This window comes from Pseudomonas sp. Mb7, from assembly GCF_054790525.1.
Window position 1 is genome coordinate 2804951 of the sequence record NZ_CP186501.1, and the last position, 24651, is coordinate 2829601.

The window sequence follows — 24651 nt, forward strand, 5'->3', positions numbered from 1 at the left end:
CCATGACTGACAACCTGATTGAACTCCGTAACCTCAACGTTGCCTTCCATGACCAGACCGTGGTGCGCGACCTGTGCCTGGACATTCGCCCCGGTGAGTGTCTGGCCCTGGTTGGCGAGTCGGGCTCGGGCAAATCGGTGACCGCCCATTCGATTCTGCAGTTGCTGCCCGAAAGCGAAGCGCAAACCACTGGCAGCATTCGCTATCGCGGACAGGAACTGATCGGCGCCGATCCCAAAGTCTTGCGCGAACTGCGTGGCAACCGCATCGCCATGATTTTTCAGGAGCCGATGACCTCGCTGAATCCGCTGCACACCATCGAAAAACAGATCGGCGAAACCCTGCTGCTGCACCGTGGCCTCGGCGGTAAAGCGGCGCAGGCGCGGATCCTCGAACTGCTCGGACTGGTGGGCATCCAGAAACCCAAGGAACGCCTCAAGGCTTACCCGCATCAACTCTCCGGTGGACAACGACAACGGGTGATGATCGCCATGGCCCTGGCCTGCGAACCGGAGCTGTTGATCGCCGATGAACCGACCACCGCGCTCGACGTGACCGTGCAGCGCAAGATCCTGCTGCTGCTCAAATCCCTGCAACAGCGCCTGGGCATGTCGCTGCTGCTGATCAGCCATGACCTCAATCTGGTGCGCAGCATCGCGCAACGGGTGTGCGTGATGAAGGCCGGGGAAATCGTCGAGCAGGCGCCCTGCGAAACCCTGTTCACCGAACCGAAGCATCCTTATAGCTGCGTGCTGCTCAACGCCGAGCCCGAAGGCGAAGCACTGCCTCGGGATGAGCGCGAAAACGTACTGGAGGTCGACGATCTCAAGGTTGAGTTTGTCGTCGGTGGCGGTCTGTTCCAGCGCAAGCAGTACCTGCGTGCGGTGGATGGCATCAGCCTAAGCATCCAGCGTGGCAAGACGCTGGGCATCGTCGGCGAGTCTGGTTCCGGCAAATCGACGCTGGGTCAGGCGATCCTGCGTCTGCTCGACTCCGAAGGCAGTATCCGCTTTCAGGGCGAGGCACTCGACGGTCTCAATCAGAAGCAAATGCGCCCATGGCGCCGACAGATGCAGGTGGTGTTTCAGGATCCGTTCGGCAGCCTCAGCCCGCGCATGTCAGTCGCGCAGATCATCAGCGAAGGCCTGGAAGTGCATTGCGAGTCAAGCGCTGACGAGTGCGATGAACAAGTCATCCGCGTACTCAAAGAGGTCGGTCTCGACCCGCAAAGTCGCCATCGCTATCCCCACGAATTCTCCGGTGGCCAGCGCCAACGCATCGCTATCGCGCGGGCTCTGGTGCTGAAACCGGCGCTGATCCTGCTCGACGAGCCGACGTCGGCGCTGGATCGCACGGTACAGAAACAAGTGGTCGCGCTGCTCCGCCAGCTTCAGGAAAAACACGGTCTGACTTATCTGTTCATCAGCCATGACCTGGCGGTGGTGCGCGCGCTGGCCCACGACATGATCGTGATCAAGGACGGCAAAGTGGTCGAGCGTGGCGCCAGCCATGAGGTGTTTGCTGCACCGCAGCATCCGTACACCAAAGAGCTGTTGGCGGCGGCGCATTCGGGGTAGGCATAATTTCCGATCGACTTGAAATCGAGTTGCGGCCATCGCTGGCAAGCCAGCTCCCACAGGGGGCTGCGGTGTACACAACAAGTGTGAACGACCCAGAACCCTGTGGGAGCTGGCTTGCCAGCGAAGAGGCCCGCATCAACAACCCAAATTCCGGATCAACCGTCAGATGAACACCACCGAAAGCCTCAAGGACTACCAACGGGTGCGCACCCTGGCGATCCGTTCGCTGTTCGAGATCATCGAGCAATCCAGCGAGGGCACGGTGATTGTCGACCGCGATGCCAGTATCGTCTGGATGAACGAGCGTTATGCTCGGCGTTTCGGTCTTGAATCGGCTGCAGGCGCGATCGGCAAACCCTGTGAAAGCGTAATTCCCGGCAGCCTGTTGCGCGAAGTCGTGCGCACCGGTCGCCCTATTCTTCTGGACATGCAGGACACGCCGAAAGAGCCTTTGGTGGTGATGCGCCTACCAATCCACGACGACGCCGGCACGGTCATCGGCGCGATCGGTTTTGCCCTGTTCGACGAGTTGCGCACGTTGTCACCGATGCTCAAACGTTACTTGAGCATGCAGGAAGAACTGGCCTCGACCCGTTCTCTGCTGCGCGCCCGACAAACCAAATACAACTTCGCCCATTTCATCGGCACCAGCGCTGCCAGCCTTGAAGTCAAGCGCCGCGCCCGGCGCAGTGCCAGCGCCGAGTCGCCAGTGTTGCTGCTCGGCGAAACCGGCACTGGTAAAGAGTTGCTGGCTCAAGCCATTCACAGCGCCTCGCCACGGGCGCACAAAGCATTCGTCAGCATCAACAGCGCGGCAATTCCCGAGGCACTGCTGGAGGCGGAATTTTTCGGCACGGCACCGGGCGCGTTCACCGGCGCCGACCGCAAGGGTCGCACCGGCAAGTTGCAGATCGCTCAGGGCGGCACGTTATTCCTCGACGAGATCGGCGACATGCCGCTGCCCTTGCAGAGCAAACTGCTGCGCGTGTTGCAGGAAAAGGAGTTCGAACCGGTCGGCTCCAACGAGGTGATTCAGAGCGACGTGCGCGTGATTGCTGCCACCTCGACCGATCTGCAAGCGGCGATCAAGCGCGGCGAGTTCCGCGCCGATTTGTACTATCGCCTGAATGTGTTGCCGATTCAGGTGCCGCCATTGCGTGAACGCCTTGATGATTTACCGGCACTCAGTGAAGCGATTCTGGAAGAACTGCGCAGCCAACACGAACTGCACCGGGATGCGCTGGCGTTGCTCGGCCAGCATGCCTGGCCGGGGAACATTCGCGAACTGCGTAATGTGCTCGAACGGGCGGCGTTGCTCAGTGATGACTTGATGCTGACTGAGCAGGATATTCGTGCGGCGATTGGCACCTTGACGCCAGTTGAGCGTGCCTCGGTGCCGACGATGGAGACGCTGGCTGAAGAGACTTTTGCTCAGGCGCGGGAGCGGTTTGATCGGCAGTTGATTCAGGCAGCTCTTGCGAAATGTGCGGGGAACGTGCCGGAAGCGGCGGTACGATTGGGGCTTGGGCGGTCGACGTTGTACAAGAAGATGGTGGCGTTGGGGATTGCCTGAGTCTCCAAATAGAGACAATGATCTCTTTCTGTAGATCGATTGTTTGAAGATCAAAAGATCGCAGCCTTCGGCAGCTCCTACAGGGGAAATTCGCGTCCGCACTGTAGGAGCTGCCGAAGGCTGCGATCTTTTCGGCTTAACCCAGTCTCCAAAATGAGACAAAATACCTGAAAACCCCTCAAGCAAATCAATAAAATTCTTATATTTCAATTAGTTAGACATCTGGCACAGATCTCGCTATAGCCTCTCCCACACCCGTTCTACCCACAAAAATAACAATTCTGGAGAGACACACCATGAGTGTGATCATTGCTTTGGCAGCCCTGGCGCTGCTGATGCTGGCCGCCTACCGTGGCTACAGCGTTATCCTCTTCGCCCCGATTGCCGCCCTCGGCGCAGTTCTGCTCACCGACCCTTCCGCCGTCGCCCCTGCGTTCACCGGGGTGTTCATGGAGAAAATGGTCGGCTTCATCAAACTGTATTTCCCTGTATTCCTGCTTGGTGCCGTGTTCGGCAAGTTGATCGAACTGTCGGGCTTCTCCCGTTCGATTGTCGCGGCGGCCATTCGCTTGCTCGGCACCAAGCAAGCGATGCTGGTGATCGTGCTGGTCTGCGCTCTGCTTACTTACGGCGGCGTGTCGCTGTTCGTGGTGGTCTTCGCGGTCTATCCGTTTGCTGCCGAGATGTTCCGCCAGAGCAATATCCCCAAGCGGCTGATCCCGGCCACCATCGCTCTCGGCGCTTTCTCGTTCACCATGGACGCCCTGCCCGGCACGCCGCAGATCCAGAACATCATCCCCAGCACCTTTTTCAACACCACCGCATGGGCGGCGCCGTGGCTGGGCGTGATCGGCACGATTTTCGTGTTCTGCGCCGGCATGCTGTTTCTGCAGCGGCAACGCAACAAGGCGCAACGTGCTGGCGAAGGCTACGGCACTGAATTGCGCAACGAGCCGGAAACCGCTGAAGATCTGAAACTGCCAAACCCATGGCTTGCCCTGTCGCCATTGCTGGCGGTGGGCATCATGAACCTGCTCTTCACCCAATGGATTCCGCAGTGGTACGGCAAGACCCACAGCCTCGCGCTGCCGGGCATGGCGGCACCGGTGACCACCGAGATCGCCAAATTGACGGCGATCTGGGCCGTGCAGGCGGCTTTGCTGGTCGGCATTCTGATGGTGCTGGCGTTTGGCTTTCAGGCGATTCGCAGCAAGCTCGCCGAAGGCAGCAAAAGTGCCGTGAGCGGCGCATTACTGGCGGCGATGAACACCGCCTCGGAGTATGGCTTCGGCGCGGTGATCGCGTCGCTGCCAGGCTTTTTGGTGCTGGCGGACTGGCTCAAACAGATTCCCAATCCGCTGGTCAACGAAGCCATCACCGTGACCCTTTTGGCCGGTATCACCGGCTCCGCGTCGGGCGGCATGAGCATTGCGCTGGCGGCGATGTCCGAGCAGTTCATCAGTGCGGCCCACGCCGCGAACATTCCGCTGGAAGTGCTGCACCGCGTCGCCGCGATGGCCAGTGGCGGCATGGACACCCTGCCGCACAACGGCGCGGTCATCACCTTGCTCGCGGTGACGGGCCTGACCCACCGCGAAGCCTACAAAGACATTTTCTGTATTACGCTGATCAAGACCCTGGCGGTTTTCGTAGTGATCGGCACTTTCTACGCCACTGGCATTGTGTGAGGTATTCATGACGACTCTTTCCGGCAAGACCGCGCTGGTGACTGGTTCCACCAGCGGTATTGGTCTGGGCATCGCACTGAGCCTGGCCAAGGCTGGCGCGAATCTGATTCTCAATGGTTTTGGCGATGCGTCGAAAGTCATCGCCGAAGTCGCCCGGTTCGGCGGCAAGGTCGGCCATCATCCGGCCGATGTCAGTGACCCGACGCAGATCGCCGACATGATCAATTACGCCGAGCGCGAATTCGGCGGTGTCGACATTCTGGTCAACAACGCCGGCATCCAGCACGTCGCCGCCGTGGAGGATTTTCCCGTCGAGCGCTGGGACTCAATCATTGCCATCAACCTGTCTTCGGTGTTTCACAGCACGCGTCTGAGCTTGCCGGGAATGCGCGCAAAAGGCTGGGGGCGAATCATCAATATCGCCTCCGTGCATGGCCAGGTCGGCTCGACCGGCAAAGCGGCGTATGTCGCCGCCAAGCACGGCGTTATCGGCTTGACCAAAGTGGTCGGCCTGGAAACCGCGACCAGCAATGTCACCTGCAACGCGATCTGCCCGGGCTGGGTGCTCACGCCACTGGTGCAGAAGCAGATCGACGACCGTGCGGCCAAGGGGGTCGATCCGCAGCAGGCGCAGCATGATTTGCTGGCCGAGAAGCAACCATCGCTGGAATTCGTGACGCCGCAGCATCTGGGCGAACTGGTGTTGTTTTTGTGCAGCGAGGCTGGCAGCCAGGTGCGCGGCGCGGCGTGGAATATTGATGGTGGGTGGTTGGCGCAGTAATGCTGCGTCCCGGTAGGAGTGAGCCTGCTCGCGATAGCTTTGTGTCAGTTAAATTTTACCGTTCTGGCACACCGCTATCGCGAGCAGGCTCGCTCCCACAGGTGCTATGTGTGCGCTCGATCTTGTGCATGAATAAAACAAGAGGCAAACAATGTCCGACATCCTCTGGCAACCCGACGCCAACCGTATCGCCCAGTCGCGCATGGACACCTTCCGTCGTGCGGTCAATCAACGCCATTCACTGAAACTCGACGATTACCCTGCCCTGCACCAATGGAGCGTCGAGCAGCGCGCGGAATTCTGGCAGGCGATTGTCGATTTCTTCGATATCCGCTTCCACACGCAACCCGATGCCGTGCTGCGCGAAGGCTCGAAGATGCCCGACGCCGAGTGGTTTCCCGGCGCCACGCTGAACTTCGCCGAACACTTGCTGCGGCGGCGTGACGATGCCGTGGCGGTGATCAGCGTGGCGGAGAACGGTCAAAGCGAGCAGTTGACCTGGGCCGAACTCGCCGAGCATGTCGCCGGATTTCAAGCCGGTTTGCGCGCCGCCGGTGTTGGTCTTGGCGATCGCGTCGCCGCCTGCATGCCCAATACCTGGGAGACCCTGGTGGCGATGCTCGCCACCACCAGCCTCGGTGCAATCTGGTCGTGCTCCTCGCCGGATTTCGGCACCCATGGGGTGATCGATCGCTTCGGCCAGATCGAACCCAAGGTGCTGCTCACCTGCGCCGGTTATCGCTATGCCGGCAAAGTCATCGAGCAGACCGACAAGATCAACGGAATACTTGAGCAACTGCCAACGCTGAAGCAATTGATCATCGTGCCTTACGCTCAGCCGCAGGCCCGTGTCGAGGCATACAAGACTCACGCCGAAGTGACTTTGTGGGATGACTTTTATCAGGTCGGCGGCGAACCGGATTTTGTCCCGATGCCGTTCCATCATCCGCTGTACGTGCTGTATTCCAGCGGCACCACCGGCGTGCCGAAATGCATCGTCCACAGCACCGGCGGCGTGTTGCTGCAACATGTCAAGGAACACGGCCTGCATTGCGATCTCGGCCCCGGCGATCGACTTTTCTACTACACCACCTGCGGCTGGATGATGTGGAACTGGCTGGTCTCGGCGCTCGCGGTCGGCAGCGCGGTGGTGCTGTACGACGGCTCGCCGTTTCACCCGGACAACCAGCGTTTGCTCGACTTGATCGACGACGAGCGCATCAGTGTGTTCGGCACCAGCCCCAAGTTTCTCGCCACCCTGGAAAGCAGCGGCGCCAAGCCCCGGGAAAGTCATGATCTGGGCAGCCTGAAGACGCTGCTGTGCACGGGCTCAGCGTTATCGCCGCAAAGCTATGACTTCGTCTATCGCGACTTGAAAGCGGATGTATGCCTGGCGTCGATGTCGGGCGGCACTGATATCGTTTCGTGCTTCGTCAACGCCAATCCGCTGTCCTCGGTGCGGCGCGGCGAGATCATGGGCAAGAGCCTGGGCATGGCGGTCGAAGTCTGGAATGACGCCGGCCAACCGGTGCTCGGTGAAAAAGGTGAACTGGTCTGCACCCGGCATTTCCCGGCCATGCCGATTGGCCTGTGGAATGACCCGGACGGCGCAAAATTGCGGCAATCGTATTTCAGCCTGTTTCCCGGGGTCTGGGCACAGGGCGATTACGCCGAGCAACGGCCTCACGGCGGGATGCTGATCCATGGCCGCTCTGATGCAGTGCTCAACCCGGGTGGCGTGCGCATTGGCACAGCGGAGATCTATCGGCAGGTCGAGAAAGTCAGCGAAGTACTGGACAGCGTCGCTATCGGTCAGCAGTGGCAGGATGACGTGCGGGTTGTGCTGTTTGTGAAGTTGCGCGAAGGGCTGGCACTGGATGACGCATTGGAGCAACGCATCCGTCAGGAGATCCGCGCCAATACCACCCCAAGGCATGTACCGGCGAAGATCGTTGCGGTGACGGACATTCCGCGCACCATCAGCGGCAAGATTGTCGAACTTGCAGTGCGCGAGGTGGTGCACGGCAGGCCGGTGAAAAACACCGATGCGTTGGCCAATCCCGAAGCGCTGGAGCAGTTTCGGGATCGGCTGGAACTGAGCGTTTGAACCCGGCGCTGATACGCTTACGGCAAGCGTTGACGACGGTGCATGGCGTCAGAGGGGTTTGTTCAGCGTAATCACAACCGGCTGACCAATCGCTCTACCGCCACTGGCATCGAGTGCCCTGCGAATGATCGTCATGTTGCGGTCGAATGTCGTTTTGTCCGTAGCCATTTGACTCAGTAACGAAGTGGCAATTGCCAGCGAGTCGGCATTCTCAAAGGCCTTGGATACCGCATGATTGCCAGCGATCGAGTCCGCGACAGGGAGGTTGCCGGACGCAAGATTCAGCAGCTGCGCTACATCCAGTCGCTGCCCGCTGTGGCTTGCATGCTCTGTGTCCGTGGCGTAGCCGACATCCACGGTCTGCGCACTGCCATGAAACAGTTCGTGGATCAGGTCATCGGCCACCACGTCATGGTTGAAGCCCAGATTGACGAAGTGTTTGTTCAGGTTTTGAGTATAAATCTCGATAAACGCAATACCCGATGCGTCGTTGGAGCTGGCACTTTTCCAACGCTTGTAGTTGTTCACATCAAAAGAAGCGAGTGTCTCGTTATGCTTCACTGCATCGAGAAGCGTGTTGCTCACTGAGAAGCCAGCGAAATCAAAGCGAATCAAGCGCAGATAATTCACCAGTCGATCAGTCGCTACCTGCGACGTGTTACCGAACAGTGCCTTCATCAGCAGATCGCCGTCTCGCTTGAACTCATGTCGGCTGATCACAGCAATAGCGTTGTCAATCTTCGCCCGAGCGCGAGGTAGACTTGTTTCGATGAAGTTGCACGTGTAGCTCGCGGGAAGTGTCTTGGTTGAATACGGCAACTGCAAGGGTGTTTGATAGGCGAAGCCGCTCAGCGGTTGACCCCACAACTTGCCACGCCGGTTCAAGGCGTACCATTGGTTGCCGCTGCGGGCCGCCAGAACAGCAACAACGTTGCCAGGCGTGCCGCGAGGTTGCCAGTGACCCAACCCCAAATGGGTACTTTGCGACGCACCGAGCAAATCATAGGACTGCCGACGGCCACTGAGTTTGTGCAATTGGCTGTTGGCCCTGGCAACCAGTTCATGGCTGTTTTTGCTAAAACGCAACAAGCCCTTATTCACCAATTTTCCGCCCGCCTGAATGCCAGAGGGCACCCCATCCAGCGGGTTGAGAAGGGAAACGGCCGAGGTGAATGCCAATCGGGTAAAACGCGCCGCCCTGGATGTGGTTGAAATAGCCTTCGCCGAAATGCTCAAGACTTTGGAGGTGGCTCCTGCCACCGTGCCCACCAGGCCGATGCCATCCATCAGACATCCGTAAACTCCGTCGACGACCTTGTCATGTTCACCCGAGGCAATATCCTCGATGCATTTTTTGAAAGGCACCACCAGGTCGATGAAATAAGTCAGCAATCGCTCGCCCTCCTCCCTGGAAAGTTCAAGCGGAGTCGGTACGCGCACCAGTTCTCTCAGTTCGCTCTTGTTCAGATAAGGTCGATTTTTAACCAGAAACGTGGCGATACGTTCGATATTCGCGTCGTTGAATTTTTGATAGAACCCTGACTTTGGCGTCGACGATGCTTGCGGCGCGTTGAGCATGCCAAAATTATCGATGATGGCCATGCTGCTGGTGAGCGAAGAGTCCTCGGCAGCCGCATGGGTATAGCGTTTTACATCGAGCGGCAGGAGTTGCGTCGCGGTGATGCTCAGTGGAAACGTTAGATCCGCGCTGGCACTCATTCTTGAACGTTGTCGCAGTTTTCGCTCTCGCTTGATGAAAGCCGCCAAGGCGTCATTTTTTCGAGTCTCTGCGCGCGATGTGAACAGTTCGTAGCAGATGTCCGCATTCTCGTGAGACGCATACATCACAATGCCAAAACGTCCCGTGGCGGCATCTCTGCTTTGCATTGTTTCCTGGTCAAGATCAATTTTCAGGGGCCCGCCCAGGCCGCGCGATTTAAAATAAATGGCGGACTCGCGTACGGTCAGGAAGTGAATATCGGCATTCATGAAGACTTGCAAATCCGCCTCTGGCATCTGCGCCAAAGCCAGTTTCACGCTAGACAACATGGCGCTGTTCAAATCATTGAAATGCACAGCCAACTGACGATCCATCTCCTCGTCACAGGATCCTAGCTTCAACAAGTTCGGGTAACGCGCGTAAAGGCTGACACCGGACGGGTTGTAGTTGATGGCCGGCCTGAGGACACCGTTAGTGACCAGGCGCACGGTACGTCTATCCCACTGGCCAGTGACCAGATCACCTGATTGATGCAAGTCGACCATCGACATGACTTGCTGTCCGCCTTTCTCGGACAGTGCTTTTTCGTCCAGGCTGTCGCAACCAGGCGCGGCGACTTGCAAAGCGGATCGGGCAATCTTCGCTCTGTCGGGTAACGGCGTCGAAAATGCCTTGGCGATTTGAGCGAACGTTTCCGAGTGGCGCTCGAATGCATCAATTGCACGTCGGGTAGTGGTTTGCTCGGCCTGCTCAAGTTCAGCGGCGGTCACAATCTGGTTGATCAATGCCCAATCAACGATTGGGTCAATCATGGCCAGGTCACGCTTGTGTTTCTGCGACTCACTGACCGGTTCAAGTTCGCCATACGCCATGACCTGCGCATAGGTCATGCCACGCGTCGCACCGGTTTTCAGTGTCTCGACCAGCATGACGGCGCGACAGAAATTGATCCATCCAATCGAACCCAAGGTAACCGACGAAGGAATCTCCCTGACCAGAAACTCGGGTGCGTTGCGTGCCAACAGCAAGTGGGCAACCAACGGCTCCAGACCAGCCTCAAGCCATTGTCGGGTTCGCAGCACAGCCGTCAGCGCCTCAAGTATGACCGAGGGGTGACGAGCAACATTTTTCGGCGCATACAGATCAAGTCCGACCACACGATTACGTTGTATGCCGTGACCAATCGATGGATCAAGGTCGAGCAATATCGCCGTCATCAGCAATTGCCGAAGAATGTCATCGGAAGCCTGCTGTCCCTCGTTCACACCGAACCAGCCCAGTTCTTTCAGGTAGTCACCGGCGAGATTAAGAGCAATCGGATGATTGACGAGTTCAATGACCCGTTGAGCCGCACTCTCATGTGTGACGGCGGCGCGACCGGTAACATTGTAGAGGGCCGTGAGAAGTTTTCTGTTGGGCATCAACTTGGCAGTCGCATTACGAATAGCTGAAAACTGCTCCTCACTTAATACGACAAATGCCGGATCTTCGGTTTGAAAATACTCCCAGTAGTTGCCCGGCTCTGGCACTGGCGGATCAAACTTGAACAAATCGATCAAATTCCTGACCTTCGCCTTGTTGTCCGGCAAGTTTATGTCATGAAAGCGAAACCATTGATCGAGAGTTATATCGTTATCAGGCCATATATAACCACCGGCCACTGTTGCTATATCCGAAATCAACGTCAGTGCAGATTGTGTCGGAACACTGTATTCAAAGTGCCGCGCCGCGACCAGATCCACCCACCCCCTGACCGCACGGACTTCCATCTTGCCGTCGGGCGTAACGCGCAGAAGTCCGTCATGATCGCTTGCGCCTTCCCTGGCAATCGCACCGAATACCGGGCCGGTAGCAAGTAACTCATTAAGCAAAAGGCTGCCGGGATTGTAGATCTCGAACAACGACGATCCGGCTTGCAACTCTATTTCATGCCCATACCAATTGATCTTTTGATCATCCGTGTATTGGCTTAACGCCGCCTCTAGTTGAGTCAAAACCAATTGACGCTCAACGGCATCGGCTTCATCCCTGCTCTTCCATTCGGAAAGAGCAACAGCCGAAGACCAGAACGTTTTATTCCGGGCCTTATCATTCACACTAGAACCTCACCAAGTAATTAGCTGACAACTTCAGCGCGATGACGTTCTACTTTCTTTGATACGACCAATCCATCTAAAAAACATAAATAACTGTTTCCGCCCCCCACAAACAATCAAGAAAACATTAATCGATCAACCCCCATTCTTCGGACATTGTATCGTTACCAGCATTTGCCTCTTCAGAAAGTTTCATCCGCAACTTCAAATTATTCACCGAATCAGCATTCTTTAAAGCTTCCTGCGCACTGATTGCACCTTCAGCGACTAATGCGTACAGCGCCGCATCAAATGTCTGCATACCCAGTTCGGTGGATTTTTCCATTATCGGTTTCAGCTCCTCGAACTGTCCGCGCCGAACCAGATCTGCGATGGTTGGCGTGCCCAACAGCACCTCGACAGCTGCCCTGCGTTGCCCATCGACGGTGCGGACTAAGCGTTGCGAGATAAATGCTTTCAGGTTGTTTCCCAGCGTATGCAACAACTGCGGTCGCCGTTCTTCCGGGAACATATTGATAATTCGGTCCAGTGCCTGATTGGCGTTGTGCGCGTGCAACGTCGAGAGCACCAGATGCCCGGTATCGGCGAACGCCAGGGCATGTTCCATGGTTTCGCGGTCACGGATTTCGCCGATCAGCACCACGTCCGGTGCCTGGCGCAGGGTGTTTTTCAGGGCCGCGTGGAAGCTGCGTGTATCGACCCCGACTTCCCGTTGATTGATGATCGAGCGCTGGTGGCGATGGATGTACTCGATCGGGTCCTCGATGGTGATGATGTGCCCGCTGCTATGGCGGTTGCGGTGGTCGATCAGCGCGGCCAGCGAGGTCGACTTGCCCGAATCGGTGGCCCCGACAAAGAGGATCAACCCCTGCTTGAGCATGACGGTGTCAAGCAGTACTGCCGGCAATTTCAGATCGGCAAAACGCGGGATGTCGAGTTTGACATTGCGAATGACGATCGATACATCATTGCGCTGCTTAAAGATATTGACGCGAAAACGCCCGATGCCCGCTCGCGAAATCGCCAGGTTCATTTCCAGATCCCGGTCGAACTCCCGTCGTTGCTCGGCGTCCATCAGGGAGGCGCCGATGGCCGCGGTTTCACCGTTTTTGAACGGGCGTTCGCTCAACACTGTGAGCACGCCGTCAATGCGCGCACTGGGCGGTGCTCCCGTGGAGAGGAACAGGTCCGAACCGTTTTTATTGGACAAAATTGACAACAGCGCATCGATTTCCATGGCAAAAAGCACCCGCGAAGCATTCAATGAACAGACAACGGCCTGCGCCTGGCGCAGATCAACTGCAACAATGATAGACGTCGCCTCAACGAACCACGCTCAGGATTGATGTAATGAATGCTGTACCGAACACCGACGACGCACAGGCACTGATCGCCCGTACCGACTGGAGCCGCAGCCCCCTGGGCGCTGCCGGCAACTGGCCGCAGAGCCTGCGCACCGCGGTGGACATCGTGATTCACTCGCCGATGCCGATGCTGTTGTTGTGGGGGCCGCAGCTCACGCAGATCTACAACAACGGTTTCGCCCTGCTTGCCGGCCACAAGCATCCGCACGCTTTCGGACAGCCTGCGCACCAGATCTGGCCGGAACTTCGCGACTTTACCGACCCTATTTACAGCGCCGTCCTACAGGGCCAGGTTCGCACCTACAGCGAAAGACGCTTCACCCTGCAACGAGACGGCAGAGAATCCGACTTCTGGCTGGATCTGACCTATAGCCCGATTCGTGATGAGACCGCGCAAGTCGCCGGAATCCTCGTCACCGCGATCGAAACCAACGAACGCCGCCGCATCGCTCTGGAACTGCAGCGACGCTCGGAAGAAAGCCTCAAAGCCCAACGGGAAACCGAGGAGCGCCTGCAACTGGCCCTGGCTGCGACCGATGCTGTCGGCACCTGGGATTGGGACATCGGCGAAGACCGCTTTATCGCCGATGCGCATTTCGCCCAATTGCATGGCGTCGACCCCAGCCTCGCCGGTCGGTTGCCGATCAGCGATTACTTGCAAGGCGTGCACCCGGAAGACCGCGCCATGATTGCGCGCAGCATCAAGCACTGCATCACCCACGGCACCGAATACGCTGAGGAATATCGCTTGCAGCAAGGCGATGGCGAGGTGCGCTGGGTATTCGCCCGCGGGCGCTGCTACAAGGATCATCATGGCCGGCCCATGCGTTTTCTCGGCGCGGCGCTGGACCTGACCGAGCGCAAACACACCGAACAGGCGTTGCGCCAGAGCCAGACCGAACTGCAACTGATCATCAACGCCATGCCGATCCTGATCAGTTATGTCGACTGTGAAGAGCGCTTTCGCCTCAACAACGCGGCCTATCTGGATTGGTACGGCCTCACGCCACAGGAACTCTACGGGCGCACGATTCGCGAAGTCATCGGTGAAGAAGCGTATTTCCTGCGCCTGCCCTACATTGCCGAGGCGCTGGCCGGCAGACCGTGCTCATTCAGCCTGTATACCCCGCACCGCGATGGCAGCAATCGCCACGCGCTGATGAATTACCTGCCGCGTTACGCCGCCGACGGCGCGATCAGTGGTTTCTATATCTTTGTGATCGATGAGACCGAGCGCAAGAAAACCGAAGAAGCCTTGCGCAATCTCAACGAAACCCTGGAAGAACGGGTCAGCGCCCGCACCGAACAGTTGGCCCAGGCCAACCAGCGTTTGCAGAACGAGATGTTCGAACGCGAGCGCGCCGAAGATGCCTTGCGCCACGCGCAGAAGATGGAGGCTGTCGGCCAGCTCACCGGCGGTATCGCCCACGACTTCAACAACATGCTCACCGGCATTATCGGCAGCCTCGATTTGATGCAGCGCTACATCGCCAACGGCCGGGCTGACGAAATTGGCCGTTTTACCGAAGCCGCCGTGTCATCGGCCAACCGTGCGGCAGCGCTGACCCATCGATTGCTGGCGTTCTCGCGGCGCCAGTCGCTGGATCGCAAAACCCTCGACGCCAATGAACTGGTGCATTCGCTGGAAGATCTGATCCGCCGTACCAAGGGCGATCCGATCGAACTGACCCTGCGTCTGGCCGAGAACGTGTGGCCGGTCAGCACCGACGTCAGCCAACTGGAAAACGCCCTGCTCAACCTGGTCATCAATGCCCGTGATGCGATGCCCGATGGCGGTGAACTGGTGATCGAAACGGCCAACGTCTATCTCGACGGCAGCGACATCACCACGCTCGAACCGGTCAAGGCCGGCGATTACCTGATGCTGGCGGTCAGCGATAACGGCACCGGCATGACGCCCTCGGTGCGTTCCAAGGCCTTCGATCCATTCTTCACCACCAAGCCCATCGGCCAGGGCACCGGGCTGGGGCTGTCGATGATTTATGGGTTTGCCCAGCAGTCGGGTGGTCATGTCAGCCTCGACAGCCTGCCGGGCCAGGGCACTTGCGTGCGCTTGTACCTGCCGCGCTTGTATGGCGTCGAACCGGAACGGCCGGCCATCGTCGCCGTTGAACAACCGTCGGCGACGGCGACCGGTGAAACCGTGATGGTGGTTGAGGATGACCCAGCGGTGCGCATGCTGGTGCTCGATCTGCTCAGGGAGTTGGGTTATCAGGCCCACGAAGCCGAAGACGCCAAGACCGCCCTGCCCCTGCTGGAGTCCGATCTACGCGTGGATCTGCTGGTCACCGACGTCGGCCTGCCAGGCATGAACGGCCGGCAACTGGCGGAGATCGCCCGCCAGCATCGGCCGGGCCTCAAGGTGTTGTTCATGACCGGTTATGCGCAGAAAGCCGCCGAGCGTCAGGGCTTTCTTGAGGACGGTATGGACATGGTTGCCAAACCGTTTGCCATTGAGCTGCTGGCCAGCAAGATCCACACGATGATCAGCCAAACCCCGTGACTTGAGGCATAATCCGCGCCCCGCCGTCACCCCGTTATCAGGTATCGCACGATGAAAGCCCAAGCCCGCCACATTCTGGTGAAAACCGCCGAAGAGGCCGAACAGCTCAAACAACGCATCGCCAAGGGTGAAGCGTTCGATGTGCTGGCGAAGAAATTCTCGACCTGCCCGTCCGGCAAGCGTGGTGGCGATCTGGGTGAAGTGCGGCCGGGGCAGATGGTCGGGGCGATTGATGCGGTGATTTTCAAAAAGCCGCTGCGCACCGTGCATGGGCCGATCAAGAGCAAGTTTGGTTATCACCTAGTGCAGGTGTTTTACCGCGATTAAACACTGCAGCCCTGTAGGAGCTGTCGAGTGAAACGAGGCTACGATCTTTTGATCTTGTTTTTTAACATCAAGATCAAAAGATCGTCCGATCGCGGCCCGAGCCTTCGGCAGCTCCTACAGGTGTTGCATTTCAGGTTCTGGGAATCAATGCCCCCGGCACCTGAATCACCTTGCTGGCCAGCAGATGCCCGGCCTCGGCAGCCTCCACCGGACTGCCGCCCAGCAATCGACTGGCCAGATACGCCGCACTGAACGAATCCCCCGCCGCCGTGGTGTCCACCACCTTCTCGACCTTCTGCGCCGGCACTTCGAACGCTTCACCATCACACTGAATCAAACAAGCTTCGGCGCCACGCTTGAGCACCACTTCCGGCGTGCCGAACTGCGCATAAGCGGCAAACACTGCCGCGCAATCGGCAAAACCGAACAGTGCCTGTTCGTCATCCACCGTCAACAACGCCAGATCAACGTACGGCAATACGTTGCGATAAGCCGCCCGCGCGTCTTCTACCGAGGCCCAAAGGCGTGGCCGGTAGTTGTTATCGAAGACGATGCGCGCATCCCGCTGCCGCGCTTCGATCAAAGTCTGGATAAGTTTTTCCCGGCCCAACGCACCGAGCACAGCCAGGGTAATGCCGCTGAAATACAGCACATCGTAATCCGGCAACGCCGCCAGAATCGGCGCGGCGGCCGGGGTGGTGAAACAGTCGCGAACTGCCGCTTCGTTGCGCCAGTAGAGAAAACGCCGCTCGCCGCTGGCATCGGTCTGGATGCAATACAGGCCCGGCAGGCGACCCGGCAGACGTTGCACCAGATCCAGGCCGATGCCTTCGCTGGTCCAGATCTGGCACATGGCGTCGCTGAAACTGTCATCGCCCAGTGCGGTGACGTAATCGACCTGCGCCTTCTCGCCCATGGCGCGGGACAGATACACCGCCGTGTTCAGGGTGTCGCCGCCGAAGCTTTGTTGCAGGCTACCGTCGGCGCGTTGCTGCAGTTCGATCATGCATTCGCCGATCAGGGCGATGCGTGGAATGTTCGGGCCCAGGGGGCTGAGGGTGTTCATCTTGTGGTGTCTCTGTTGATTCGCGGGTGTCTGGGCGGGCCTCATCGCTGGCAAGCCAGCTCCCACAAGGATTCATGTCGCTCACAGATTTTGTAATCAACACTGAACCCTGTGGGAGCTGGCTTGCCAGCGATTGACCGCAACTCGGTCTGAAGCCTTAGAAACAAGTCTCCATGCTCTCGATCACCGACAACTGCTCATCCACCAACAACCCCACACGCCACTTGTCGAACGTCAGGCACGGGTGCGACGTACCAAAGGAAATGATGTCGCCCACGCGCAACTCAACGCCCGGCGCCACCGTCATGAACGCGTGCTGATCCATCACCGCCGTGACCTTGCACGCACCGACATCCTCGCCCAGCGCCGGCACTACGCCCGCCTTGTAGCGCAGCAACGGCACCGGCAAACCGGCATCGAACGCAACATCACGCTTGCCCAGCGCGATCACCGCAAAACCCGGCTCGGGCAGCGACTGCACGTGCGCCCAGACTTCCAGCGCCGGACGCAAACCTTCGTGCAGATCGCTGCGACGGTCGAGTACGCAGCACTGCGCCTCTTTGTAGATGCCATGGTCGTGGGCCACGTAGCTGCCCGGGCGCAACACGCTGAGGAAACGCCCAGCGGCGTTTTGCGCTTCAAACGACTCGGCAATCAGGTCATACCAGGCCGAACCCGAGGCGGTGATGATCGGCTTGCCGATGGCGAATGCGCCGCTGTCCTGCAACTGCACCGCCAGGCGCACCAGCGACGCGGCAAATTCACGAATGCCGCTGACGGCGTGATCGCCGTGGATCACCCCTTCGTAACCTTCGATGCCGGTCAGGGCCAGCGCCGGTTGCGCGCTGATTGCCTTGGCCAGCTCAATGACTTCCTGCTCGCTGCGGCAACCGCAACGCCCGCCGACCACGCCGTACTCGATCATCACGTTGAGCTTCACCCCGCGCGAGGCGAAGTACGCGCCGAGATCAGCGACGTTGTCCGGGTGATCGACCATGCAATAGAAATCGAATGACGGATCGGCGAGCAGGTCGGCAATCAACGCCATGTTCGGCGTGCCGACCAATTGGTTGGCCATCAGCACCCGACGCACGCCATGGGCATAAGCCGCCCGGGTCTGGGTCGCGCTGGCGAGGGTGATGCCCCACGCGCCGGCGTCGAGCTGACGCTTGAACAGTGCCGGGGTCATGCTGGTTTTGCCGTGGGGCGCCAGTTCCGCGCCGCTGTCGCTGACAAATTTCTGCATCCAGTGGATGTTGTGCTCCAGCGCTGCACGATGCAGCACCAGCGCCGGCAGGCTGACGTCACGTACCAGGTGCGCGCCGATGGCAGCGTCGCCCTTTTCTCCAGCAGTATTGATGGCAGTGGTCATGGTCGAACTCCTCACATTCGCGGCTGCAGCCAGCCGCCGTTATTCGTTGATGCGCCGGGCGAGGCTGTTGGCGCTCTCGATCAGCACCCGGCGATAGTCGTTGTAATTGTTTTTCGCATCGGCCCGTGGCGCGACGATGCACAAGGTGCAAATGGCCACGCCTTGCGGGTCTTTGACCGGCGCGGCGAAGCAATGGGTAAAGGTGTCGGCAACACTGTCGAAGGAGAAGAAACCATCGATGCCGGCCTGACGGATTTCCGCCAGAAAACGCTCCAGCGGCAGGCGCTCGCCGTCGGGCAGGATGAAGTCGTTTTCGTCGATCAGGTCGATGATTTGTTGATCGCTTAAATGCGCAAGCAACAGGCGCCCGGAAGCGGTCCACGGGATGGGGGCGTTTTCACCGATGTCGGAGGAAATGCGGAAATGCCGCTCGCCCTCCTTCATCAGTGCCACGGTGTATTTACGCCCGTTGAGCAGACACATCTGCGCGGTTTCACGGGTCTGGCTGACGATCTCCTGCAAGGCATGATCGGCCTCGCGGCTGAGGTCGAAATGACGCAAATGTGCCTGACCGAGGAAGTATAACTGCCGGCCCAGGTAGACATGACCGTCCTTGCCCACCGGCTCCAGAATCCGTCGTTCGAGTAATGAAGCGACCAGTTCGTAAACCGTGGATTTCGGGCTGCCGATGCCGTTGGCGATGTCGTTGGGGCGCAGCGGCTGGCCGATTTCCTTGAGGAAATCGAGAATATCGAACGCCCGGTCCAGACCGCGGGCCCGGCGTTTGATGGTGTCTTCGGTCATGTCATTACTCACTCAATATTCCCTGTAGGAGCTGCCGCAGGCTGCGATCTTTTGATCTTGCCTTTCTGGCGCATCCAAAAATGCCAAAAGATCGCAGCCTTCGGCAGCTCCTACAAGAGCCGCGGTGTATCAGGCCTTTTTCTTGTACGCGATGCAATCGATCTCGACCTTGCAATCAACCATCATGCTCGCCTGCACACAGGCGCGCGCCGGTGCGTGCTCAGGCTTGAAGTACTCGCCAAAGACCTTGTTGAAACTGCTGAAATCCCGCGGATCATCCAGCCACACGCCTGCGCGCACCACGTCTTCCAGGCCATACCCGGCCTCTTCGAGAATCGCGATCAGGTTTTTCATGGTCTGATGGGTCTGCTCGACGATACCGCCCACAATAATCTCGCCATCCACCGCCGGTACCTGGCCGGACACATGCAGCCAGCCATCCGCTTCAACGGCGCGAGCGAAGGGACGTGGCTGGCCGCCAGCGGCGGTGCTGCCGGTGCCGTAACGCGTAATGCTCATGGGTGTTTCTCCTGATGTGAAAACGTAAGATTAAAACCGCGTATTTTTCAGAAACTCAGCCAGACGCGGCGATTGCGGGCGTTCGAACAGTTCCTTGGGAGGCCCCTGCTCTTCGATCCGCCCCTGATTCATGAAAACGATCTTGTCCGAGACCTCGAAGGCGAAACGCATCTCGTGCGTCACCAGCAGCATGGTCATGCCGTCTTCGGCCAGGCCCTTGATCACGTTGAGGACTTCGCCAACCAGCTCCGGGTCGAGAGCCGAAGTGACCTCATCGAAGAGCATCAGGCTCGGGTTCATCGCAATCGCCCGGGCAATCGCCACGCGCTGTTGCTGACCGCCGGACAACTGACCGGGAAAGTGATTGCGCCGCTCCAGCAAGCCGACGCGCTCCAGCCATTTCTCGGCGAGCGCCACAGCTTCATCCTTATGCATTTTCTTCACCTTGAGCAGGCCCAGGGTGACGTTCTGCAATGCGGTCAAATGCGGGAACAGGTTGAATTGCTGGAACGCCATGCCGGTCATCGCACGATGGCGGGCGATGAGTTTTTCCGCATGCCGCACACGCTTGCCGTTGACCTCGTCATAGCCGATGGATTCGCCATCGAGCAGGATCTGCCCGCCCTGGAATTCTTCGAGCATGTTCACGCAACGCAGCAGCGTGGTTTTACCCGAGCCGCTGGAGCCGATCAGCGTCACCACGTTGCCGCGCTGCATGCTCAGATCGACACCTTTGAGCACTTCGACTGCGCCGTACTGTTTGTGCAGGCCGCGGATGTCCAGCAACGCCTGAGTCTGAGGGGAAACTTGAGCTTGAGTCATGGCAAGGCCACCCGCTTTTCAATGTGCCGGCCGAGTAATTCGATGCCGTAGTTGATGACGAAGAACAGAAAACCGGCGAACAGGTAGAACTCCAGGGTCATGAAGTTCCGGGCGATGATCTGTTGGGTGCTGAGGAGCAATTCGGCGACGCCGATCACCGAGAGCAAGGTCGACGCCTTGACGATTTCCGTGGACGAGTTGACCCAGGTCGGCAGGATCTGCCGCAGCGCCTGAGGCAATAGCACGTAGCCGAGCGATTGGTAGAACGTCAGGCCGATGGCCTTGCTCGCTTCCATCTGCCCGCGCGGCAAAGCTTGCAATGCACCGCGAACAATCTCGGCGACGTGGGAACCGCAAAACAGCGTCAGGCCCAAGGCCCCGGCCTGAAATGCGCTGATCTGCCAACCGAGTGCCGGCGCCATGTAGAAACAGGCCAGCACCAACACAAACACCGGCGTGCCACGAATCAGGTCGACGTAAAAACGAAACGGCGCGCGCATCCAGAATTTGCCGTAGGTCAGCACCAGACCGGTGACCACGCCGAGCATCGTGCCGAGCAGAATCGCCAGTGCCGACACTTGCACGCTGGTCAGAAAGCCCTGCCACAACGGCTCACGCGCGACCCACAATTCATGTAACCAACTGGGAGATTCGTACATCGCAGCCTCCTATCGGCGGATCGCCAGACGCTGCTCCAGGTATCGCAGCAGCATGGCAATGAGGTAACAGGCCGCGACATACAACGCCGTGGTCACCAGCCAGGTTTCGATTACCCGGTAGCTTTCGACGTTGATCTTGCGCGCGTAATAGGTCAGCTCCGGCACCGCAATCGCGGCGGCCAGCGAGGTGTCCTTGAACAGCGAAATGAAATTGTTCGACAGCGCCGGCAGCACATTGCGCAGCATTACCGGCACGGTGACGTAGGCCTTGACCTGCCATTCACCGAGTCCGATGGCCAGCCCGGCCTCGCGCTGGCCTTTGGGGATACTCAGCAAGCCACCACGGAACACTTCGGTCAGGTACGCCCCGGCATACAACGACAGCGTGATGATGAACGACGGAATCTTGTCCAGACGAATCCCGAGACTCGGCAACGCAAAGTAGATCAACAGAATCAACACCAGAATCGGCGTGTTACGCACCACCGTGACGTACACCGAAGCCAGCACCCGCAAGGCGCGATGCTTGGAGAGCAAGGCAAACGCCATCAGCAGGCCGATCACGCAGCCGATGGCGATCGACACCAAGGCCAGTTCAAGGCCCAGACCGAGCCCCGCCAGCAAGGTGTCGAAATCGCGCCACACGGCGGCAAAGTTCAACTGATAGTTCATGGTCAGCAGTACCTTGAGCGGGGCGACTTTAATCGCCCCACTCTCACGGGATCATTTGAATTCGACAGGGAAACCGATGGCGGGCGACGGCAGATCAATACCGAACCATTGTTTGAACGAGGCGGCGTAGGTCGGGAATTCAACGCCGGTCATCGCTTCATGCAGTGCGGTGTTAACGAAGTTCAGCCAATCCTGATCGCCTCGTTTGACTGCGCACGCGTAAGTCTGTGGGCTCCACGCATAGGTCGGGCTGCGGTAGCGGCCAGGATTCTGCACCATCAGGTATTTGACCGAGGACTGGTCAGTGGCGGCGGCATCGGCGCGGCCGGAGTTCACGGCCTGGTACATCAGGTCGACGCTGTCGTACTGATCGACCTTGGCTTTTGGCAATGCTTGATGCACCAGCTCTTCGGCGTAGACGTTTTGCAGCACCGCCACGGTGACGCTGTCGCCGGCGGCTTGCAGGTCTTCGATTTCCTTGTACTTGCTGTTGTTCGGCAGCAGCAGGCCGACGCCTTCGCGGTAGTACGGCAGCGTGAACGCCACTTGCTGCGCGCGGCTGGCGGTGACGGTGATGAACTGGCAGCTCATGTCGACCTTGTCGGTGAGCAGATTGGGAATCCGCGCATCGGACGACTGCACGACGAATTCGACCTTGCTCGGGTCGTTGAACAGACCTTTGGCCACCATCCTGGCGATGTCGATATCAAACCCCTGCAACTTGCCGTCCGCGCCCTGAAAGTGCCACGGCGCATTGGTGCTGCCGGTGCCCACGATCAACTTGCCACGGGCCAGAACACTGTCGAGCTTGCTGTCGGCTGCCTGGGCCATACCCATGACAGCGGACGAAGCCGCAAGAACAAGAACACACGCTTTGAACAACGAAGGACGGCGATGCATGGCAAGCACTCCAGAATTGTGTTTATTCCGTTATACCGGAACACGGTTTGTTACTACGGAATAGACAGCAGAAAGTGTGCCATAGCTTTGGCAATAAAACCCAGGTCTTCGGAAACATTAATCGGTTCAACAAGTTAGCCCGCGGATCTGCGCGCGACTATTGCCAGTAGAGGTTTGACCATTGCTACTGAGGGCAAAAAATTGGGAAGTAACGTCACATTCAAGGGCATGTGCGCGACCAATTGATGCACACATAGAGCAATGAATCGGACTTGAAAAATGGACTGAGCACAGGTAACCGTTCATCGGATTTGCGGCTCGACCTGTCAGAGTTGACAGTTGTTGACCGGTGAATTGATAGGCCTACTGGTTTGGACCGAACGGGTCAGGAATCGAATTCAAAATCTCAATAAGGACTTTTGAAATGGCCAATCTGATTGAAAATGGTGATTTTGCGAATCAAGGCGATCACTGGACCGCAACCAATCCAACAAACGTCAGTTATGTGAATGGTCACTGCATTATCGCCACACCTGACTCCATCAGTCAGGACGTTAAGCTGGGTAACGAAGGTGGCGGGCTATTTATGGTGTTTGCAAGAATGAAAACACTACGTGGTTATGCTGGCCGCATCACTGTTCAGCCCATTCCGACAGGAGATCCGGTTTACCTTGAGGTCGGCGGGCAACAGCAGGAATGGACACTCAAATGGCAAATCTTCACTGCGCCGCTTGCGACTCTCGCGTTCAAAGTCACAGCTGAATCCAATGATGGCACATTTGATCAACTCGGCTCTTACTTCGGCGATATCACGCTATCCAAGTTGCTCTGAGCCAACGCTATTAAAAGCGAGCGTTCTTTCACATCGTGACAGCTCGCTTTTTACCGTGAACGCACCAGCGCTGTATTCCGAGAGGAGTTTCAATGAACTCGACAATCCCTTTCGCAACCTTGCCGGCCACCTATCAAAAAACACTGAAAACCTGGCGTCCGGTCATCCTGTATTTCGCCAACGAACATTGCCCCGCCTGCGAATGGGCCGGGCCGATTTTTCGCCAGACGGCCGAGCCATACCGGCATCGCGCCAATATCTACATGCTCAATACCCGCGAGTCCCCGCGCCATCCGCTGGTCACCGGCACGCCCACCGTGCTGTTTTACAAGAACGGTAGACTGGTGAAAAAACTCAAAGGCATCGGCACCGAAGAAACCCTCGCACGGGATTTCGCCGAACATATCGGCAAGACCAAAGCGCCCGCAGCTCCGCATAAACGCTTGCATGATCTGTCTTGGCTGCGTCAGACACTTCGCACTTTGCGCACCGTTGCACGTGCGCGCTTGCGGAGTCAGTGCTGAACAGGCTGTAGGTTCCGAAGCACGTATTTCAACGCTTGGCAGCCTCTGTATATATTTGGCTTCGCTCTCGCTTGCCTACGGCTATCACCGTGACAACCAACACTTCATCCTTGACGCGATACACCAAGCGATATCCGGCGCTTCGCAGCTTTATTTTGTATGCGTTACCCAGGCCTTTTAGCCGATCCGCCGGTACATGTGGATTAAGCAGCCGCTCCGCTAGTTTTTTCTTGAACTGATCTCGTAGACCTGCGCCCAGCTTCTCCCATTCTTTCCAGGCCTTTTCAGAAAACTCCAGCTCATAGGTCATCTATTGAGACCTTGATGGTGGGGTCGTTTTCTCGCTCCTTGCAAAGCGCGATCAACTCCAGATCATCAAGACGCGTCATCATTGCCTCGTACTCTTTGGCAGGTACGCAATAAAACGCTGGTTCATTTCGGTTGAGAATTGCTACAGAGCGTCCACCTCCTGCAGCTACGGTGCCCATCGGATTTTTTTTCAATTCGGAAATACTCGCTACTACGTGAGAAAGAACGATGTGTGCCATTAAGGTGCTCCCTGAAGTACTTTTAACAGCACCTAAAATAGCACCCCTGAAGTTCTTAACTTCGATCCATTTGACGATACCACGTGATTTCCAACGACGTTTCTGCGTTGTCCGTCAGATATTTCTCGCACTTGGGTGGGAACAGGAAGGATCGCTAGACTCTTCATCAGTGA

Annotated in this window: 21 protein-coding genes; 9 read left to right on the forward strand and 12 right to left on the reverse strand. The window is 58.1% G+C overall.

Translation table 11 applies throughout. The annotated features are described in order from the left end of the window. Window positions 1-2: 2 nt before the first annotated feature. The 5 genes from ACOYXH_RS12810 to ACOYXH_RS12830 all read left to right on the forward strand — a co-directional run bounded on the left by ACOYXH_RS12810 (window position 3) and on the right by ACOYXH_RS12830 (window position 7729). The gene (locus ACOYXH_RS12810; protein WP_460064808.1) at window positions 3-1577 is read left to right on the forward strand and encodes an ABC transporter ATP-binding protein; all 1575 of its coding nucleotides are present in this window, start codon (window positions 3-5) and stop codon (window positions 1575-1577) included. A gap of 169 nt (window positions 1578-1746) precedes the next feature. After that, complete coding sequence (locus ACOYXH_RS12815) at window positions 1747-3153, forward strand: sigma-54 interaction domain-containing protein (RefSeq protein WP_258708328.1); 1407 nt, start codon at window positions 1747-1749, stop codon at window positions 3151-3153. Between the two features lie 296 nt (window positions 3154-3449). Then, the gene (locus ACOYXH_RS12820) at window positions 3450-4841 is read left to right on the forward strand and encodes a GntP family permease (RefSeq protein WP_007912313.1); all 1392 of its coding nucleotides are present in this window, start codon (window positions 3450-3452) and stop codon (window positions 4839-4841) included. A 7-nt stretch (window positions 4842-4848) separates the two neighbouring features. Then, window positions 4849-5622, forward strand: a complete 774-nt coding sequence (hbdH, locus tag ACOYXH_RS12825; protein ID WP_220556342.1) for a 3-hydroxybutyrate dehydrogenase — start codon at window positions 4849-4851, stop codon at window positions 5620-5622. Window positions 5623-5773: 151 nt separating this feature from the next. Beyond that, entirely contained in the window at window positions 5774-7729 is a 1956-nt protein-coding gene (locus tag ACOYXH_RS12830) for an acetoacetate--CoA ligase (protein ID WP_460064812.1), read from the forward strand. Between the two features lie 48 nt (window positions 7730-7777). On the opposite strand, the gene ACOYXH_RS12835 is transcribed toward ACOYXH_RS12830, so the two are convergent. Both ACOYXH_RS12835 and ACOYXH_RS12840 read right to left on the reverse strand, forming a co-directional pair. Further along, window positions 7778-11545, reverse strand: coding sequence for a hypothetical protein (locus tag ACOYXH_RS12835; protein ID WP_460064815.1), 3768 nt, complete (start codon window positions 11543-11545; stop codon window positions 7778-7780). A 127-nt stretch (window positions 11546-11672) separates the two neighbouring features. Then, a complete protein-coding gene (locus tag ACOYXH_RS12840; RefSeq protein ID WP_460064817.1) occupies window positions 11673-12782 on the reverse strand; it encodes a PilT/PilU family type 4a pilus ATPase in 1110 nt (369 codons plus the stop codon). 113 nt (window positions 12783-12895) lie between these two features. Here ACOYXH_RS12840 and ACOYXH_RS12845 point away from each other — a divergent pair, with 113 nt between their 5' ends. Both ACOYXH_RS12845 and ACOYXH_RS12850 read left to right on the forward strand, forming a co-directional pair. Next, on the forward strand, window positions 12896-15433 hold the full coding sequence (locus ACOYXH_RS12845; RefSeq protein WP_095047808.1) for a PAS domain-containing hybrid sensor histidine kinase/response regulator: 2538 nt from the start codon (window positions 12896-12898) through the stop codon (window positions 15431-15433). Between the two features lie 51 nt (window positions 15434-15484). Then, window positions 15485-15760, forward strand: a complete 276-nt coding sequence (locus tag ACOYXH_RS12850; RefSeq protein ID WP_007912322.1) for a peptidylprolyl isomerase — start codon at window positions 15485-15487, stop codon at window positions 15758-15760. A 130-nt stretch (window positions 15761-15890) separates the two neighbouring features. Here ACOYXH_RS12850 and ACOYXH_RS12855 read toward each other — a convergent pair whose 3' ends face one another. The 8 genes from ACOYXH_RS12855 to ACOYXH_RS12890 form a co-directional block, all read right to left on the reverse strand. After that, entirely contained in the window at window positions 15891-16826 is a 936-nt protein-coding gene (locus ACOYXH_RS12855; protein WP_258708330.1) for a sugar kinase, read from the reverse strand. A 157-nt stretch (window positions 16827-16983) separates the two neighbouring features. Next, window positions 16984-18198, reverse strand: coding sequence for an amino acid deaminase (locus ACOYXH_RS12860; RefSeq protein ID WP_095126362.1), 1215 nt, complete (start codon window positions 18196-18198; stop codon window positions 16984-16986). 39 nt (window positions 18199-18237) lie between these two features. Further along, window positions 18238-19002 (reverse strand): IclR family transcriptional regulator, encoded by a 765-nt coding sequence (locus tag ACOYXH_RS12865; RefSeq protein ID WP_095047811.1) that lies wholly within the window; start codon window positions 19000-19002, stop codon window positions 18238-18240. A gap of 129 nt (window positions 19003-19131) precedes the next feature. After that, on the reverse strand, window positions 19132-19521 hold the full coding sequence (locus ACOYXH_RS12870; protein WP_007912330.1) for a RidA family protein: 390 nt from the start codon (window positions 19519-19521) through the stop codon (window positions 19132-19134). Between the two features lie 30 nt (window positions 19522-19551). Next, complete coding sequence (locus ACOYXH_RS12875; protein WP_095047812.1) at window positions 19552-20343, reverse strand: amino acid ABC transporter ATP-binding protein; 792 nt, start codon at window positions 20341-20343, stop codon at window positions 19552-19554. Then, window positions 20340-21002: an amino acid ABC transporter permease gene (locus ACOYXH_RS12880; RefSeq protein ID WP_095047813.1), complete on the reverse strand. Its 663-nt coding sequence runs from the start codon at window positions 21000-21002 to the stop codon at window positions 20340-20342. The genes ACOYXH_RS12875 and ACOYXH_RS12880 overlap by 4 nt, the downstream gene beginning before the upstream one ends. A gap of 9 nt (window positions 21003-21011) precedes the next feature. Then, window positions 21012-21674, reverse strand: coding sequence for an amino acid ABC transporter permease (locus ACOYXH_RS12885; RefSeq protein ID WP_003225455.1), 663 nt, complete (start codon window positions 21672-21674; stop codon window positions 21012-21014). A 51-nt stretch (window positions 21675-21725) separates the two neighbouring features. Next, a complete protein-coding gene (locus ACOYXH_RS12890; protein WP_258708333.1) occupies window positions 21726-22574 on the reverse strand; it encodes a transporter substrate-binding domain-containing protein in 849 nt (282 codons plus the stop codon). Between the two features lie 424 nt (window positions 22575-22998). On the opposite strand from ACOYXH_RS12890, the gene ACOYXH_RS12895 reads away from it, so the two are divergent. Continuing rightward, complete coding sequence (locus tag ACOYXH_RS12895; RefSeq protein WP_258708334.1) at window positions 22999-23406, forward strand: hypothetical protein; 408 nt, start codon at window positions 22999-23001, stop codon at window positions 23404-23406. Between the two features lie 92 nt (window positions 23407-23498). Then, window positions 23499-23930: a thioredoxin family protein gene (locus ACOYXH_RS12900; protein WP_258708335.1), complete on the forward strand. Its 432-nt coding sequence runs from the start codon at window positions 23499-23501 to the stop codon at window positions 23928-23930. Window positions 23931-23958: 28 nt separating this feature from the next. On the opposite strand, the gene ACOYXH_RS12905 is transcribed toward ACOYXH_RS12900, so the two are convergent. Next, window positions 23959-24240: a type II toxin-antitoxin system RelE family toxin gene (locus ACOYXH_RS12905; protein WP_150692275.1), complete on the reverse strand. Its 282-nt coding sequence runs from the start codon at window positions 24238-24240 to the stop codon at window positions 23959-23961. Further along, a complete protein-coding gene (locus ACOYXH_RS12910; RefSeq protein ID WP_038368375.1) occupies window positions 24230-24478 on the reverse strand; it encodes a type II toxin-antitoxin system Phd/YefM family antitoxin in 249 nt (82 codons plus the stop codon). Before ACOYXH_RS12910 ends, ACOYXH_RS12905 begins: the two co-directional genes overlap by 11 nt. Window positions 24479-24651: the final 173 nt, after the last annotated feature.

Bases quoted from the DNA above. Each gene is read 5' to 3' on its own strand.
- ACOYXH_RS12885 (WP_003225455.1), bottom strand. From the start codon at position 21,674: ATGAACTATCAGTTGAACTTTGCCGCCGTGTGGCGCGATTTCGACACC.
- ACOYXH_RS12865 (WP_095047811.1), bottom strand. From the start codon at position 19,002: ATGACCGAAGACACCATCAAACGCCGGGCCCGCGGTCTGGACCGGGCG.
- ACOYXH_RS12875 (WP_095047812.1), bottom strand. From the start codon at position 20,343: ATGACTCAAGCTCAAGTTTCCCCTCAGACTCAGGCGTTGCTGGACATC.
- ACOYXH_RS12840 (WP_460064817.1), bottom strand. From the start codon at position 12,782: ATGGAAATCGATGCGCTGTTGTCAATTTTGTCCAATAAAAACGGTTCG.
- hbdH (WP_220556342.1), top strand. From the start codon at position 4,849: ATGACGACTCTTTCCGGCAAGACCGCGCTGGTGACTGGTTCCACCAGC.
- ACOYXH_RS12850 (WP_007912322.1), top strand. From the start codon at position 15,485: ATGAAAGCCCAAGCCCGCCACATTCTGGTGAAAACCGCCGAAGAGGCC.
- ACOYXH_RS12820 (WP_007912313.1), top strand. From the start codon at position 3,450: ATGAGTGTGATCATTGCTTTGGCAGCCCTGGCGCTGCTGATGCTGGCC.
- ACOYXH_RS12880 (WP_095047813.1), bottom strand. From the start codon at position 21,002: ATGTACGAATCTCCCAGTTGGTTACATGAATTGTGGGTCGCGCGTGAG.
- ACOYXH_RS12810 (WP_460064808.1), top strand. From the start codon at position 3: ATGACTGACAACCTGATTGAACTCCGTAACCTCAACGTTGCCTTCCAT.
- ACOYXH_RS12890 (WP_258708333.1), bottom strand. From the start codon at position 22,574: ATGCATCGCCGTCCTTCGTTGTTCAAAGCGTGTGTTCTTGTTCTTGCG.
- ACOYXH_RS12870 (WP_007912330.1), bottom strand. From the start codon at position 19,521: ATGAGCATTACGCGTTACGGCACCGGCAGCACCGCCGCTGGCGGCCAG.
- ACOYXH_RS12910 (WP_038368375.1), bottom strand. From the start codon at position 24,478: ATGGCACACATCGTTCTTTCTCACGTAGTAGCGAGTATTTCCGAATTG.
- ACOYXH_RS12860 (WP_095126362.1), bottom strand. From the start codon at position 18,198: ATGACCACTGCCATCAATACTGCTGGAGAAAAGGGCGACGCTGCCATC.
- ACOYXH_RS12895 (WP_258708334.1), top strand. From the start codon at position 22,999: ATGGCCAATCTGATTGAAAATGGTGATTTTGCGAATCAAGGCGATCAC.
- ACOYXH_RS12845 (WP_095047808.1), top strand. From the start codon at position 12,896: ATGAATGCTGTACCGAACACCGACGACGCACAGGCACTGATCGCCCGT.
- ACOYXH_RS12855 (WP_258708330.1), bottom strand. From the start codon at position 16,826: ATGAACACCCTCAGCCCCCTGGGCCCGAACATTCCACGCATCGCCCTG.
- ACOYXH_RS12900 (WP_258708335.1), top strand. From the start codon at position 23,499: ATGAACTCGACAATCCCTTTCGCAACCTTGCCGGCCACCTATCAAAAA.
- ACOYXH_RS12815 (WP_258708328.1), top strand. From the start codon at position 1,747: ATGAACACCACCGAAAGCCTCAAGGACTACCAACGGGTGCGCACCCTG.
- ACOYXH_RS12830 (WP_460064812.1), top strand. From the start codon at position 5,774: ATGTCCGACATCCTCTGGCAACCCGACGCCAACCGTATCGCCCAGTCG.
- ACOYXH_RS12905 (WP_150692275.1), bottom strand. From the start codon at position 24,240: ATGACCTATGAGCTGGAGTTTTCTGAAAAGGCCTGGAAAGAATGGGAG.